The sequence below is a fragment of the Delftia deserti genome, from assembly GCF_042653485.1.
GTDB classification, from domain to species: Bacteria; Pseudomonadota; Gammaproteobacteria; order Burkholderiales; family Burkholderiaceae_C; genus Comamonas; species Comamonas acidovorans.
Window position 1 is genome coordinate 6,317,295 of record NZ_JBHSIH010000001.1, and the last position, 13,827, is coordinate 6,331,121.

The 13,827-nt window shown below is 67.8% G+C and carries 13 protein-coding genes; 12 read left to right on the forward strand and 1 reads right to left on the reverse strand.

The genetic code is table 11. The features are described 5' to 3' along the window. Positions 1-70 precede the first annotated feature (70 nt). From ACFPFG_RS29760 to ACFPFG_RS29785, 6 genes are all read left to right on the forward strand, one after another. The gene (locus tag ACFPFG_RS29760; protein WP_312378296.1) at positions 71-730 is read left to right on the forward strand and encodes an RBBP9/YdeN family alpha/beta hydrolase; all 660 of its coding nucleotides are present in this window, start codon (positions 71-73) and stop codon (positions 728-730) included. Between the two features lie 159 nt (positions 731-889). Beyond that, on the forward strand, positions 890-1,891 hold the full coding sequence (locus ACFPFG_RS29765) for a sulfate ABC transporter substrate-binding protein (protein ID WP_183021868.1): 1,002 nt from the start codon (positions 890-892) through the stop codon (positions 1,889-1,891). Positions 1,892-1,965: 74 nt separating this feature from the next. Beyond that, positions 1,966-2,871 (forward strand): sulfate ABC transporter permease subunit CysT, encoded by a 906-nt coding sequence (cysT, locus tag ACFPFG_RS29770; protein ID WP_013801696.1) that lies wholly within the window; start codon positions 1,966-1,968, stop codon positions 2,869-2,871. 1 nt (position 2,872) lies between these two features. Continuing rightward, the gene (cysW, locus tag ACFPFG_RS29775) at positions 2,873-3,880 is read left to right on the forward strand and encodes a sulfate ABC transporter permease subunit CysW (protein WP_081816218.1); all 1,008 of its coding nucleotides are present in this window, start codon (positions 2,873-2,875) and stop codon (positions 3,878-3,880) included. Between the two features lie 37 nt (positions 3,881-3,917). Next, entirely contained in the window at positions 3,918-5,045 is a 1,128-nt protein-coding gene (locus ACFPFG_RS29780; RefSeq protein ID WP_013801698.1) for a sulfate/molybdate ABC transporter ATP-binding protein, read from the forward strand. 98 nt (positions 5,046-5,143) lie between these two features. Further along, a complete protein-coding gene (locus ACFPFG_RS29785) occupies positions 5,144-5,650 on the forward strand; it encodes a disulfide bond formation protein B (protein ID WP_012206385.1) in 507 nt (168 codons plus the stop codon). Positions 5,651-5,653: 3 nt separating this feature from the next. On the opposite strand, the gene dhaL is transcribed toward ACFPFG_RS29785, so the two are convergent. Further along, entirely contained in the window at positions 5,654-7,462 is a 1,809-nt protein-coding gene (dhaL, locus tag ACFPFG_RS29790) for a dihydroxyacetone kinase subunit DhaL (protein WP_380109484.1), read from the reverse strand. A gap of 294 nt (positions 7,463-7,756) precedes the next feature. On the opposite strand from dhaL, the gene rpiB reads away from it, so the two are divergent. The 6 genes from rpiB (at position 7,757) to ACFPFG_RS29820 (ending at position 13,814) form a co-directional block, all read left to right on the forward strand. Beyond that, complete coding sequence (gene rpiB, locus ACFPFG_RS29795) at positions 7,757-8,230, forward strand: ribose 5-phosphate isomerase B (RefSeq protein WP_012206383.1); 474 nt, start codon at positions 7,757-7,759, stop codon at positions 8,228-8,230. A 2-nt stretch (positions 8,231-8,232) separates the two neighbouring features. Beyond that, positions 8,233-9,735, forward strand: coding sequence for a sugar ABC transporter ATP-binding protein (locus ACFPFG_RS29800; protein WP_380109486.1), 1,503 nt, complete (start codon positions 8,233-8,235; stop codon positions 9,733-9,735). A 63-nt stretch (positions 9,736-9,798) separates the two neighbouring features. Continuing rightward, the gene (locus ACFPFG_RS29805; protein WP_126312055.1) at positions 9,799-10,854 is read left to right on the forward strand and encodes a substrate-binding domain-containing protein; all 1,056 of its coding nucleotides are present in this window, start codon (positions 9,799-9,801) and stop codon (positions 10,852-10,854) included. Next, a complete protein-coding gene (locus tag ACFPFG_RS29810) occupies positions 10,851-11,615 on the forward strand; it encodes a GolD/DthD family dehydrogenase (RefSeq protein WP_380109488.1) in 765 nt (254 codons plus the stop codon). The genes ACFPFG_RS29805 and ACFPFG_RS29810 overlap by 4 nt, the downstream gene beginning before the upstream one ends. A 48-nt stretch (positions 11,616-11,663) precedes the next feature. After that, a complete protein-coding gene (locus ACFPFG_RS29815; RefSeq protein WP_016448253.1) occupies positions 11,664-12,644 on the forward strand; it encodes an ABC transporter permease in 981 nt (326 codons plus the stop codon). 48 nt (positions 12,645-12,692) lie between these two features. Then, on the forward strand, positions 12,693-13,814 hold the full coding sequence (locus ACFPFG_RS29820; RefSeq protein WP_380109492.1) for an alcohol dehydrogenase catalytic domain-containing protein: 1,122 nt from the start codon (positions 12,693-12,695) through the stop codon (positions 13,812-13,814). The last annotated feature ends 13 nt before the right edge of the window (positions 13,815-13,827 follow it).

A 13,827-nucleotide genomic window follows, 5' to 3' on the forward strand; every position in this document is an offset into this window, starting at 1 on the left:
CGTTGGGATAGTTGGCGGTGTTCTCCACAATCGGGGCCCATGTCCAGCAATGGACAGTCCAGGAGAACCCATGAATCCCCACCGCATCATCATCGTGCCCGGCTGGCGCAACTCCGGCCCTGACCACTGGCAAAGCCTGTGGGCGCAGCAGCTGCCGCATGCCGAGCGCGTGGAGCAGGACGACTGGCTGGTGCCGCACCGCGATCCCTGGGTGGCCGCGCTGGAGCAACTGGTGCTGTCCCGGCCCGAGCCCGTGGTGCTGGCAGCCCACAGCCTGGGCTGCATCACGGCCGCGCACCTGGGCCCCGAGGCCAGTGCGCGTGTGCGGGGTGCGCTGCTGGTGGCGCCGGCCGATCCCGAGCGCCGTGCCCAGTTGGCCGACTTTGCACCCGTGCCCTATGCGCCGCTGCCGTACCGCAGCGTGCTGGTGGCCAGCAGCAACGACCCCTACTGTCCGATCCGCCGGGCCGGCGCCTATGCGCGGGCCTGGGGAAGCGAGTTCGTGCGGCTGCAGAACGCGGGGCACATCAATGTCGAATCAGGCTTTGGCGACTGGCCCCTGGGCCTGGCGCTGCTGCAGTCGCTGACGCAGGGCGACAGCTGGCAGCCGGCACAGCCCCGGCCTGCCGTGCGTTCGCCGCGCTCGCCGCGTCCGCCGCGTGTGGCGGCTGCGCATGCCTCCGTCTCTGCGGGCACTGGCGCGGGCGCGCCATGGGCTGCCGGTCTGTGATGGGCCGGCGGGTGACCGCAGGCAGGGCAGGTTCTTTATATGGTGACAGGCCATTAACAAACAAAAATATATTCTTTTGAGTTTTAAGCCGGCGTTCGCACAATGTGACTGTCTGTGAATCCATCGCAGAAATGTCCACTGATAAAAAGGCAGCGAACCATGCATTCTTTGAAGCTCAAGACTTTGTTGGCCACCCTGGCGCTGGCCGCCGCCGGAACGGTATCGGCGCAGAACCAGCTGCTCAACGTCTCCTACGACGTGGCACGCGAGTTCTACAAGGACTACAACGCCGCCTTCGTCGCCCATTACAAGAAGACCAAGGGCGTGGACATCAAGGTGGATCAATCGCACGGCGGCTCCAGCGCCCAGGCGCGTGCCGTCAACGACGGCCTGGCCGCCGATGTGGTGACCTTCAACACCACGACCGATGTGCAATTCCTGGCCGACAGCGGCGTGGTCGCCAAGGACTGGGCCAAGAAATTCCCCAATGACGCCTCGCCCACCACCTCGACCATGCTGTTCCTGGTGCGCAACGGCAATCCCAAGAACATCAAGGACTGGAGCGACCTGATCCGTCCCGACGTGAAGGTCGTGGTGGTCAATCCCAAGACGGGCGGCAATGGCCGCTACGCCTACCTGGCGGCCTGGGGTTCGGTGCGCGAGAAGGGCGGCACCGATGCGCAGGCCGCCGAGTTCGTGCAGCAGCTCTACAAGAACGTGCCCGTGCTGGGCAAGGGCGGCCGCGACGCGACCAGCATCTTCCTGCAGCGCAACATCGGCGACGTGCTGATCACGTTCGAGTCCGAAGTGGTCTCGGTCGAACGCGAATTCGGCAAGGGCAAGGTCGATGCCGTCCATCCCTCGGTGTCCATCGTGGCCGAGAACCCCGTGGCCGTGGTCGAGCGCACCGTGGCCAAGAAGGGCACGGGCCAGCTGGCCCATGACTACCTGGCCTGGCTTTACTCCGACGAGGCCCAGGAGATCGCCGCACAGCACGCGCTGCGTCCCCGCTCCGAGGCCGTGCTCAAGAAGCATGCCGATGTGTTCAAGCCCATCAAGCAGTTCACCGTGGCCAAGTATTTCGGCTCGCTGTCCGAAGCCCAGAAGGTGCACTTCAACGACGGCGGACAGTTCGACAAGATCTACGTCCCCGGCAAGTAAGCACGCAAGCAGGCATGAAGGCGGCGCAGTCCGCCTGAGGCCACCTCCCCACATTGGCTGATTTGGAATCCAACATGGTGTCTGCCGTTCCGACCAGCCCAAGGCCTGGCGCCGACGCTCCTGTGCCCGCACCGTCCGGTGCGGCGCGCAAAGGGCGCGGCGCCAAGCGCGTTTTGCCCGGCTTCGGGCTGACCTTGGGCTATACGCTGTTTTATCTGAGCCTGATCGTGCTGATCCCGTTGTCGGCACTGCTGTTCAAGACCTTCTCGCTCACCTGGCCCCAGTTCTGGGAGGCCGTGGCCTCGCCGCGCGTGCTGGCCTCGTACCGGTTGACGTTTGGCGCCTCGTTTGCGGCGGCCTGCGTGAACCTGGTGTTCGGCCTGCTGATCGCCTGGGTGCTGGTGCGCTACAAGTTCCCGGGCAAGAAGATCGTCGATGCCCTGGTGGACCTGCCCTTTGCCCTGCCCACGGCCGTGGCCGGCATTTCGCTGACCGCCTTGCTGGCCGGCAACGGCTGGGTGGGCCAGTACCTGGAGCCCTACGGCATACAGCTGGCCTTCAACCCGAACGGCGTGGTCATTGCGCTGATCTTCATCGGCCTGCCCTTTGTCGTGCGCACGGTGCAGCCGGTGCTGGAAGACTCCGAGAAGGAGCTGGAGGAAGCCGCCACCAGCCTGGGCGCCTCGCGCTGGCAGATCTTCTACAAGGTGATCCTGCCGGCCATCACGCCCGCGCTGCTCACGGGCTTTGCCATGGCCTTCGCGCGCGCCATCGGCGAGTACGGATCGGTCATCTTCATCGCGGGCAACATGCCCATGATTTCCGAGATCACACCGCTGATCATCATCGGCAAGCTGGAGCAATACGACTACGCAGGCGCCACGGCCGTGGCCGTGGTGATGCTGCTGTTCTCCTTCGTGATGCTGCTGGTCATCAACGCGCTGCAGGCATGGCAGCGCAAGCATTCGGGAGGGGCTTGAGATGGCGTTGTCTCCACAGGAAGCTCTGCTTCTCAAGATCATTGGCGCGGTGCTGGTCGCCGTGCTGGTGCTGTACAGGCTCACGGCGCCCCCGAAGGGCCGGCGCGAAAAGCTCACCACCACCGAGCCGCGCGCCGTGCGCTGGATTCTCACGGGCATTGCGCTGATCTTCATCGGCCTGTTCCTCGTGCTGCCGCTGGCGGCCGTGTTCACCGAGGCGCTGCGCAAGGGCTGGGATGCCTATGTCGCCGGCCTGCAGGAGCCCGATGCCTGGTCGGCCATCAAGCTGACCCTGATCACGGCGCTGATCGCCGTGCCGGTGAACCTGGTGTTCGGCGTGGCGGCGGCCTGGTGCATCGCCAAGTTCGAGTTCCGGGGCAAGGCCTTTCTGATCACCCTGATCGACCTGCCGTTCTCGATCTCGCCCGTGGTGGCGGGCCTGATGTACGTGCTGGTGTTCGGTGCCCATGGCTGGTTCGGCCCCTGGCTGGCCGAGCATGACATCAAGATCATCTTCGCCGTGCCCGGCATCGTGCTGGCCACCATCTTCGTGACCTTCCCCTTCATCGCCCGCGAGCTGATCCCGCTGATGCAGGCGCAGGGCAGCGACGAGGAGCAGGCCGCCATCGTGCTGGGTGCCACGGGCTGGCAGACCTTCTGGAAGGTCACCGTGCCCAACATCAAGTGGGGCCTGCTGTACGGCGTGATCCTGTGCAATGCGCGTGCCATGGGCGAGTTCGGCGCAGTGTCGGTGGTCTCGGGCCACATCCGCGGCCAGACCAACACCATTCCGCTGCATGTGGAGATCCTCTACAACGAGTACCAGTCCGTTGCCGCCTTCGCTGCCGCCTCGCTGCTGGCCCTGCTGGCGCTGGTGACCCTGGTCATCAAGTCGGTGGCCGAGTGGCGTGCCGAGCAGCAGGCCAAGGCCGCTGCCGACCTGCCTCCCGAGCGCCCCACGGCGTCTTCCCAGGCGTCCCAGGCATCCCAGGTGCCGCAGGTGTCCTGAACCCCGGCCCCGACCAGACAAAAGCAAGAGCAAGACCATGAGCATTGAAATACGCAACGTCAGCAAGCAGTTCGGCGATTTCCAGGCCCTGCGCGATGTGAGCCTGGACATCCAGTCCGGCGAACTCATCGCACTGCTCGGCCCCTCGGGCTGCGGCAAGACCACGCTGCTGCGCATCATCGCGGGGCTGGAGACGCCCGACGTGGGCAGCATCCACTTCAGCGGCGAAGACACCACCGATGTCCATGTGCGCGAGCGCAACGTGGGCTTCGTGTTCCAGCACTACGCGCTGTTCCGCCACATGACCGTGTTCGAGAACGTGGCCTTCGGCCTGCGCGTGAAGCCGCGCAGCCAGCGCCCCAGCGAGGCCCAGATCCGCGAGAAGGTGATGAGCCTGCTCAAGCTGGTGCAGCTGGACTGGATTGCCGAACGCTTCCCGTCCCAGCTGTCGGGCGGCCAGCGCCAGCGCATTGCCCTGGCCCGCGCCCTGGCGGTGGAGCCCAAGGTGCTGCTGCTCGACGAGCCCTTCGGCGCGCTGGATGCCAAGGTGCGCAAGGAGCTGCGCCGCTGGCTGCGCCGCCTGCATGACGAGCTGCACGTGACCTCCATCTTCGTGACCCACGACCAGGAGGAGGCACTGGAGGTGGCCGACCGCGTGGTCGTCATCAACCAGGGCCGCATCGAGCAGGAGGGCACGCCCCAGCAGGTCTGGGACAACCCGGCCACGCCCTTCGTCTACGGCTTCCTGGGCGATGTCAACCTGTTCAAGGGCCGTGCCAGCGATGGCCGCGTCTACCTGGACGACGGCACCCAGCTGGACAGCCACGACGCCAAGGGCGCCAGCGACAGCAAGGCCTTCGCCTATGTGCGCCCGCACGATCTGGAGGTGGAGCGCTACTCGCCCGGCCAGAACCTGGACGTCCAGGGACGGCCCACGGGCATCGTCGTGCAGCTGGCCCGCGCCATCGTCGTGGGGCCCATTGCGCGCCTGGAACTTATTCCATCGGAGAGCACCGAAAGCACGGACAATGCCGAAGAGGGTGGCCTGATCGAGGCGCAGATTCCTGCGCAGCAGTTCAGGGACATGGCCCTGCGCGAGGGGGAAACCCTGGTGGTGACACCGCGCCGTGCCAAGGTGTTCCTGGACGAGGCGGCTGGCATCTGACGGCGCGGCAACGGCTTCCTGCACCCGCTGAACAGGGCTGCAGCGCCGGGCCGGCGCCGCAGCCCTGATTTCATTCAACCGGGTGACGAAAGACAAGAATGCTTCAATGGTTTGACAACGCTCCGCGCCGCATCCTGGCGCTCATCAGCCTGGCCTGCGTGGCCATGCTGGCCTTCGGCATGTATCTGCAGCATGTGGTCGGGCTGGAGCCCTGCCCGATGTGCATCGTGCAGCGCTATGCATTGATCGGCGTGGCCCTCTTCACGGGCCTGGGCAGTGTGCGCGGCGGTCGCGGCTGGCTGATCAGCTGGGGCGTGCTGGCGCTGGTGGCTGCAGGCTTTGGCGCCTTCGTCGCCGCGCGCCAGAGCTGGCTGCAGTGGTATCCGCCCGAGTTCGCCACCTGCGGCCGCGACTTCTACGGAATGATCGAGAACTACTCCATCAGCCGTGCCGTGCCCATGATCTTCCGTGGCTCGGGCGACTGCGCCGCCGTGGACTGGAGCTTCCTGGGCGGCTCCATCGCCAACTGGTCCTTCATCTGCTTCGCCATCATGAGCGTGGCCGTCTTGGTGCTGCTGGTGCGCGGCGCTGCCCGCAGGCGCTGAGCCCTAGGCTGAGCCTTGCGCCAGTCGCCGCTGCAGCGACTGCGCCAGGGTGCTCAGGATGAGCCAGCAGGACGTGGCGCCCGCGTCCAGCACGCCAATGGAGCGCGGCCCCAGCCGGGCCGAGCGCCCGATGCGGGCCTGCAGGTGGCGCGTGGATTCCTTGCCCGCCTCGGCCGCGGCCTCCATGGCCTGCAGCGCCTCGCGGAAACCGGCGCCGGCCTGCAGCGATTGCCGGTAGGCCTGCAGGGACGGGGCCAGCGTGTCGATGAGGGTCTTGTCGCCCACCTGGGCCTTGCCCATCTCCTGCACATCGGCGACGGCCCGCGCCAGCGCCTGGCCGAACAGGATGGCATCCATCTCCTGCTCCGGCCCAAGAACATCGGCGAAGCCTTGGAAGAAGCTGCCGTACAGCGGGCCCATGGAGCCGCCGATATCGTCCATCAAGGCCTGGGACAGCTGCTGAAGCGCCGCAGGCAGTTGCGCCGCCTGGCTGGCGTCCATGGCATCGAGCCGTGCGCCGCAGCCGGAAAAGCCCTTGGCCATGTTGATGCCGTGATCGCCATCGCCGATCAGGCCGTCGATCTCGCTCAGGAACTCCCGGTGGCTGACGATGGCCGTGATCAGTTCACGCACGGTGCTGCCCGCGCCATCGAGCACGATGGCCGGCCCTTGGCTGATGCGCCTTGCGGCTTTGGGGCGGGCGGTTTGTGCTTGTTCCTGGGCCTGTTCCTGCGCCTGTGCCGGCGTCCGTGCCGGAACAGAGGGCGGCGTTGGAATGGCGTCCTGCGGCTGGGGCGGCAGCCCGCCGGCCAGGGTCAGGGCGACTGACTGGCAGGGCGCCTCGAGGCAGGCCAGCAGCTCGTCGTCCAGCTGCATCAGCGTGAGCGTGATGCCCATCATCTCCAGCGAGGTGAAGAGGTTGCCCACCAGCCGGAAGGCCACCTGCATGCCGCGTTCGCGCAGGCGCCGGGCGACCTCGCCATAGAGGATGTACTGCTCCATCAGCGGCGTGGCGCCCAGGCCGGACAGCAGCACGGCCACGCGGTCGCCCGGGGCGAAGGGCAGGTCGGGCAGCAGGGTGTCCAGCATGCGCTCGGCCATATCGGCCGCCGTGGCCGTGCGGTGCACGGACATGCCGGGCTCGCCATGGTGGCCAATGCCGACCTCCATGCTGCCGCGCTCGATATGGAAGTTGGCCTTGCCCACGGCGGGAATGGTGCATGCCGACAGGCCGATGCCGATGCTGCGCGTGCGGGCCATGGCGTGCCGGGCGATGGCGATCACTTCGTCGAGGCTGGCGCCCATGGCCGCCCGGGCGCCCGCCACCTTCCACATCAGGATCTCGCCGGCCACGCCGCGGCGGCTGGCCTCGTCGCCCCGCGCGGCAGAAGGCACGTCGTCGTTGGCCACCACGGTCCTGACCGCCATGCCTTCGGCCGCGGCCATCTGCACGGCCATGGCCACGTTCATGTTGTCGCCCGCGTAGTTGCCATACAGGCAGGCCACGCCGGCGCCGCCATCGGCTGCGCTCATGGCGTCGTAGAAGCTTTTGGCCGTGGGGGACGAGAAGACCTCGCCCACGGCGGCGGCGTCGCACAGGCCTGCGCCCACATAGCCCAGAAAGGCCGGCTCGTGCCCCGACCCGCCGCCCGTCACGATGCCCACCTTGCCCCTGCGTGGCGCGCCATGCAGGCGCACGACGCGGGCATTGCCGGCGTCGATGCGCAGGGTGTCGCCATGGGCGGCGATCCATCCCTGGAGCATGTCCTCCACCACCCGGTCGGGGTCGTTGATCACGCGGTTGGTCGTCATGCCTTTGTCTCCTCCAGGTGCGGTCCCGGCGGGTGTGCCGAAGACTGTTCATATGATCATTGAATGGTCATTTTTGATTTGTTGAAATTGACATGTCAATGCCTTTTGGCTATTCAATAGCCAAGGGAAAACGATAGGATTTGATGGAATTTGTAGAAAATTCAATAGGTTACGCCTTTGTATTGCCGATGTGCATGGCTTTCGTCGTTTGACAACCGCTCTTCGATTGAGAAGACTCTCAGAAAATATTGATCAAATGATCATTCGATGGTCTTTTGTAATGAAGGGAATGCCATGAAGCTGGCCATCGGCTGCGACGAAGCCGCCTGCGACCTCAAGAACGCCGTGAAGCAGCATCTGCTGGCCCAGGGCCACGAAGTGGCCGACTTCGGCACGCACGACGGCGAGCCGGTGCTCTACCCCGACATCGGCATCGCGGTGGCGCAGGCCATCGTCCAGGGCCGCCATGAGCGCGGCGTTCTCCTGTGCGGCACGGGCATAGGCATGGCCATTGCCGCCAACAAGGTGGCGGGCATCCGCGCCGCGCAGGCGCATGACACCTATTCGGCCGAGCGCGCCAGCCGCAGCAACGACGCGCAGATCATCACGCTGGGCTCGCGCGTGATCGGGGTGGAGCTGGCCAAGGCCATCGTGGACCGCTTCCTCGCATCGCGCTTCGATGGCGGCAGCTCGGCCCTGAAGGTGGATGCCATCACCGGCTTCGAACGCTCGCAGGCCGCCGCGGCCGGGCGCGGGCAGGGCGCGTGACCATGGGCACCGGCACCCGCACCGGCACCGCACTGCTGCAGGCTCGCGGGGTGGCCAAGGGCTTCGGCGGCGTGCCTGCGCTGCGCAACGGCTGCCTTGAGCTGCAGGCCGGCAGCGTGCACGCGCTGTGCGGCGGCAATGGCGCAGGCAAGTCCACCTTCCTGAACATCGTGATGGGCCTGTTGCGGCGCGATGCCGGCGAGATACTGCTCAAGGGCCGGCCGGTGGATTTCGCCACGCCGCACGAGGCGCTGGCGCACCGCCTGTCCATCATCACGCAGGAGCTGTCGCCCATCCCGGGCATGAGCGTGGCCGAGAACATCTTCCTGGGCCGCGAGCCCCGGCGCGCCGGCATAGTGGTCCGCCATGCCGCGCTGCTGGAGCAGGCGGATGCGCTGCTCAGGCAGCTGGGCTTCGATATCGATCCGCGTGCGCAGATGGGCCGCCTGAGCCTGGCGCAGACCCAGCTGGTGGAGATTGCCAAGGCCCTGAGCCGGCAAAGCGAGCTGATCATCATGGACGAGCCCACCTCGGCCATCGGCGAAAGCGAGACCGCCATTCTCTTCGACGCGATACGCCGCGTGACCGCGCAGGGCGCCGGCATCCTCTACGTGTCGCACCGCCTGACGGAGATCTTCACCATTGCCGACAGCTACACGGTGTTCCGCGATGGCGGCTTCGTGCAGACCGGCGCGCTGGCCGATATCGACCGGCGGCAGCTGGTGAAGCTCATCGTGGACCGGGAGGTCCGCGCTGCCGCCAGCGAGCGCAGGGCTGCGGCGCCGGGCGAGCCGCTGCTGTCGGTGCAGGGGCTCACGCGCCGGGGCGAGTTCGAGGACATCAGCCTGGACGTTGCCCCCGGCGAGGTGCTGGGCATCTACGGACTGATGGGATCGGGCCGCAGCGAATTCCTCAACTGCCTGTACGGCCTCACGCGCGCCGACCAGGGGCAGGCGAGCCTGGGCGGGCTGCCCCTGCCGCGCGGCAATCCGGCGGCGTCGATCAAGGCGGGCCTGGCCGTGGTGACCGAGGACCGCAAGGCCACGGGGCTGGTGATGAGCTCCTCGGTGCGCTTCAACGCCAGCTTGCCCGCACTGCCGGGCCTGCAGCGCGCCGGGGTGGTGGATGGCGCGGCAGAGCGCGTGCTGGTGGGTGGCCTGCTGCAGCGCCTGCGCGTGAAGCTGGCCAGCCCGGCCATGCCGGTCTCCGGCCTGAGCGGCGGCAACCAGCAGAAGGTGGTGCTGGCCCGCTGCATGGCCACCAACCCCGTCTGCCTGCTGTGCGACGAGCCCACGCGCGGCATCGACGAAGGCGCCAAGCGCGAGGTGTACGCCTTCCTGGCCTCGCTGGCCGCGCAGGGCCATGCCGTGGTCGTGGTGTCCTCCGAGGCGCCGGAGCTGCTGGAGCTGAGCGACCGCATCGCCATCTTCCGCAAAGGCCGGCTTGACCGCGTGGTGGCCGGCCACGGCATCACGCAGGAGGCGCTGATGCACCTCGCGTCCTGAGCCCGGGCGCTGCCCGTGCTGCGTTTTTCCCCTTGCCTTTCACAACACACAGGAGACATGACCATGCCGTTTTTCCGCTTCACCACCGTGCTTGCAGCCGCGCTTGCCGGTGGGCTGTTCCTGGCCGCAGCGCAGGTCCGGGCCCAGGCTCCGGCCCCGCTGTCGGCGCCAGCACCAGTGCCCGCACCGGCCAAGCCCTATCGCATAGGCGCGGCCGTCTATGGGCTCAAGGGCGAGTTCATGCAGATGTGGACCAAGGAGCTGAAGGCGCATCCGGCCGTGAAGGACGGCACGGTGCAGATCACCGTGTTCGACGGCAACTACGACGCGCTGACGCAGAGCAACCAGTTCGACACCATGATCACGCAGAAGTACGACGGCATCCTCTTCGTGCCCATCGACCTGAAGGCGGGCGCGGCGCCCGTGCAGAAGGCGGTGAAGGCCGGCATTCCCGTGGTGGGCTCCAACACGCGCGTGCAGGGCGATGTGCTGACTTCCTACGTGGGCAATGACGATGTGGTGGCCGGCCGCATGCAGGCCGAGGCGCTGATGAAGGCCATCGGCGGCAAGGGCAATATCGTCGTCATCGAGGGGCCCATAGGCCAGTCGGCACAGATCGAGCGGGCGCGCGGCAATGACGAGGTGCTGGCCCGCCACAAGGATGTGAAGGTGCTGGCGCGCAAGACCGCCAACTGGTCGCGCGCCGAGTCCATGGGACTGATGGAGAACTGGCTGACCGCATTCCCGGGCCAGATCCAGGGCGTGATCGCCCAGAACGACGACGAGGCCCTGGGCGCGGTGCAGGCCATCAAGACCAAGGGCATCGACATCAAGACCATCCCGGTCGTTGGCGTGGACGGCGTGGCCGCCGCCATCACGGCCGTCAAGCGCGGCGAGATGACCACCAATTTCCAGGACGCCCAGGCCCAGGCGCAGGGCGCGCTGGATGTGCTGCTGCGCCAGCTAGTCGGCCCGTCCTACCGGCCGCGCTCGGTGGTATGGAGCGAGTATGCCCAGGCCATGCCCTGGGGCGATGGCACGGCCAAATCCTACGAGGTGCCCTGGACCGCCATCGTGCCCGCCAATGCCGACGCCTTCTTGCAGAAGGTGCGCAAATGAGCGCCGCCGGCCTGGAGCGGGACTTCGACGGCCGCACGGCCCTGGTCACCGGCGGCGCGGGCGGCATCGGCCTGGCGATTGCCAGGCAGCTCGCCGAAGGCGGTGCGCGTGTCGTCCTGGTGGATCTGGAGCGGCAGGCACTGGACGTGGCCGCTGCCAGCCTGGCGGAGCCCCGGCACCACCTGGCGCTGGCGGTGGATGTGACCAGGCCCGAGGGCGTGGAGCAGGCGGTGGCCACCGTGCTGGAGGCCACGGGCCGCATCGACATCCTGGTCAACAGCGCCGGCGTGGCGCTGCTGGAGCCGGCCGGCGAAGTCAGCGAGGCCGCGTGGGAGCGCACGCTGGCCGTCAACCTCACGGCGCCGCTGCTGCTGGCCCAGGCGGTGGCACCGGCCATGCGCCGCCAGCGCCACGGCCGCATCATCAACCTGGCCTCGCAGGCCAGCGTGGTCGCGCTCAGGCGCCATGCCGCCTATTGCGCCAGCAAGGCGGGCCTGGTGGGACTGACGCGCGTGCTGGCGCTGGAATGGGCGTCCGACGGCATCACCGTCAACGCCATCTCGCCGACGGTGGTGGACACGCCGCTGGGCCGCAAGGCCTGGGCCGGGCAGGTGGGGGAGGCCATGCGGGCACTCATCCCCACGGGCCGCTTTGCGCAGCCCGAGGAGGTGGCGCGGCTGGTCGTGTTCCTGGCCGGTACGCACGCCGGCATGCTGACGGGCGAGAACATCGTCATCGACGGGGGCTACTCCATCCAGTGAGCGGCCTGCCGGCCCCACGCCTTTCTTCCATCAACGCGGGAGTCCTCCATGACGAATCTTCAAGCCGCATCTTCGCCGCCGCTCTTGGGGCGGCGCGCGCTGGACCTGCGCAGCCTGCGCGAGCGCTACGGCGTGGTCATCGCGCTGGTTGCACTGTGCGCGGCGCTGGCGTTGGCCAACCCCCATTTCATGACCTGGGGCAACTGGGCCGACATCCTGCGCCAGACCTCCATCAACGGCATCCTGGCCATCGGCATGACCTGCGTGGTGCTGACGGCGGGCATCGATCTGTCGGTGGGCGCCATCCTGGCGCTGGCCGGCATGGTCGGCGCCTGGCTGGCGGCCGATGGCCAGGGGCTGGCGGTGAGCGTGGGCGCCGGGCTGGGCGTGGGCATGCTGCTGGGCGGCGTCAACGGCCTGCTGGTGGCCTGGTTCGCGGTGCCGCCCTTCGTGGCCACGCTGGGCATGCTCAGTGCGGCGCGCGGCCTGACCTACATCTACAACGACGGCATGCCGGTGTCCGAGCTGCCCGACGGCTTTCTTGCCATCGGCGCCGGCCAGCTGGGCCCCGTGCCCATGCCCATCGTGATCTTTGCCGTTGCCGTCGCGGTGTTCGCCTTCGTGCTGCGCTACACCGTGTATGGCCGCTACATCTACGCCGTGGGCGGCAACCTGCGCAGCGCCAAGACCAGCGGCATCAACACCCGCGCCATCGTGCTGCTGGTCTATGTGGTCAGCGGCCTGCTCGCGGGGCTGGCCGGCATTTTGCTGGCGTCGCGCACCACGGCGGCGCTGCCGCAGGCCGGCGTGTCCTACGAGCTGGACGCCATCGCGGCCGTGGTGATCGGCGGCACCAGCCTGTCGGGCGGCACGGGCAGCCTGGGCGGCACGGTCGTCGGTGCCCTGCTCATCGGCGTGATCAACAACGGGCTGAACCTGCTGGGCGTGTCCTCGTACTACCAGCAGCTGATCAAGGGCGTGATCATCGTCGGCGCCGTGCTGCTCGACAGTTCGCGCCGCAGGGCATGAAGCGCTGCGCCCACGTCCTGTCCACCATCTGCAACCCGGGAGAGTTCCATGCAAAACACCCTGCCTGATGCCGCCGGTACGAACATGCTGGCCGTGGTCTGCCACGGCCCCAGGGATTACCGGCTCGAACGCGTCGTGCGTCCGCAGGCCGGGCCGCGCGAGCTGGTCATCCGCGTGGCTTCCTGCGGCATTTGCGCGGGCGACTGCAAATGCTGGGCTGGCGCGCCGCGCTTCTGGGGAGATCCGGAAAAAGGCCGCCCCGCCTATGTGCGCCCGCCTGTGATCGCGGGCCACGAGTTCTGGGGCCATGTGGTGGAAGTGGGCGAGGGTGCCCAGGAGCACCACGGCGTGCAGCTGGGTGACCGGGTGATCGCCGAGCAGATCGTGCCCTGCCACGCCTGCCGCTATTGCAGGACCGGCTTTCGCTGGATGTGCGAGGTGCACGACGTCTACGGCTTCCAGGGCCAGGTGGCCGATGGCGGCATGGCCGAGTACATGCGCCTGTCCGCCCGCGCCGTGGTGCACCGGATTCCCGAGAGCGTGGCCTTCGAGGATGCGGCCATCACCGAGCCGCTGTCCTGCGCCATCCATGCCGTCAACCGCGGCGACATCCAGCTCGATGATGTGGTGGTGATCGCCGGCGCGGGCACGCTGGGCCTGCTCATGGCCCAGGTGGCGCGCCTGAAGACGCCGCGCCGGCTGGTGGTCATGGACCTGTCGGACCAGCGCCTGGCGCTGGCGCGCCGCTGCGGCGCCGACGTGACCATCAACCCCGCGCGCGAGGACGCCCGCGCCATCGTGCACGCACTGACCGACGGCTATGGCTGCGATGTGTACATAGAGACCACGGGCGCGCCCTCGGGCGTGACGCAGGGGCTGGACCTGGTGCGCAAGCTCGGCCGCTTCGTGGAGTTCAGCGTCTTCGGGCGCGAGACCACGGTGGACTGGTCCATCATCGGCGAGGAAAAGGAGCTGGACCTGCGCGGCGCCCACCTCAGCGCCCATTGCTACCCCATCGCCATCGACCTGCTGGCGCGCGGGCTGGTCACCTCCGAGGGCATCGTCACCCACCGCTATGCGCTGTCGGACTGGGAGAGCGCCATCCGGGTGGCCGATTCCATGGACTCGGTCAAGGTCCTGCTGCTGCCCCACGCTGGCGAGGCCCGGTGAGCGGCGCTACACT

What these genes read in the sequence shown, in the direction of transcription:
- ACFPFG_RS29760 (WP_312378296.1), top strand. Translation starts at nt 71, where the DNA reads ATGAATCCCCACCGCATCATCATCGTGCCCGGCTGGCGCAACTCCGGC.
- ACFPFG_RS29765 (WP_183021868.1), top strand. Translation starts at nt 890, where the DNA reads ATGCATTCTTTGAAGCTCAAGACTTTGTTGGCCACCCTGGCGCTGGCC.
- cysT (WP_013801696.1), top strand. Translation starts at nt 1,966, where the DNA reads ATGGTGTCTGCCGTTCCGACCAGCCCAAGGCCTGGCGCCGACGCTCCT.
- cysW (WP_081816218.1), top strand. Translation starts at nt 2,873, where the DNA reads ATGGCGTTGTCTCCACAGGAAGCTCTGCTTCTCAAGATCATTGGCGCG.
- ACFPFG_RS29780 (WP_013801698.1), top strand. Translation starts at nt 3,918, where the DNA reads ATGAGCATTGAAATACGCAACGTCAGCAAGCAGTTCGGCGATTTCCAG.
- ACFPFG_RS29785 (WP_012206385.1), top strand. Translation starts at nt 5,144, where the DNA reads ATGCTTCAATGGTTTGACAACGCTCCGCGCCGCATCCTGGCGCTCATC.
- dhaL (WP_380109484.1), bottom strand. Translation starts at nt 7,462, where the DNA reads ATGACGACCAACCGCGTGATCAACGACCCCGACCGGGTGGTGGAGGAC.
- rpiB (WP_012206383.1), top strand. Translation starts at nt 7,757, where the DNA reads ATGAAGCTGGCCATCGGCTGCGACGAAGCCGCCTGCGACCTCAAGAAC.
- ACFPFG_RS29800 (WP_380109486.1), top strand. Translation starts at nt 8,233, where the DNA reads ATGGGCACCGGCACCCGCACCGGCACCGCACTGCTGCAGGCTCGCGGG.
- ACFPFG_RS29805 (WP_126312055.1), top strand. Translation starts at nt 9,799, where the DNA reads ATGCCGTTTTTCCGCTTCACCACCGTGCTTGCAGCCGCGCTTGCCGGT.
- ACFPFG_RS29810 (WP_380109488.1), top strand. Translation starts at nt 10,851, where the DNA reads ATGAGCGCCGCCGGCCTGGAGCGGGACTTCGACGGCCGCACGGCCCTG.
- ACFPFG_RS29815 (WP_016448253.1), top strand. Translation starts at nt 11,664, where the DNA reads ATGACGAATCTTCAAGCCGCATCTTCGCCGCCGCTCTTGGGGCGGCGC.
- ACFPFG_RS29820 (WP_380109492.1), top strand. Translation starts at nt 12,693, where the DNA reads ATGCAAAACACCCTGCCTGATGCCGCCGGTACGAACATGCTGGCCGTG.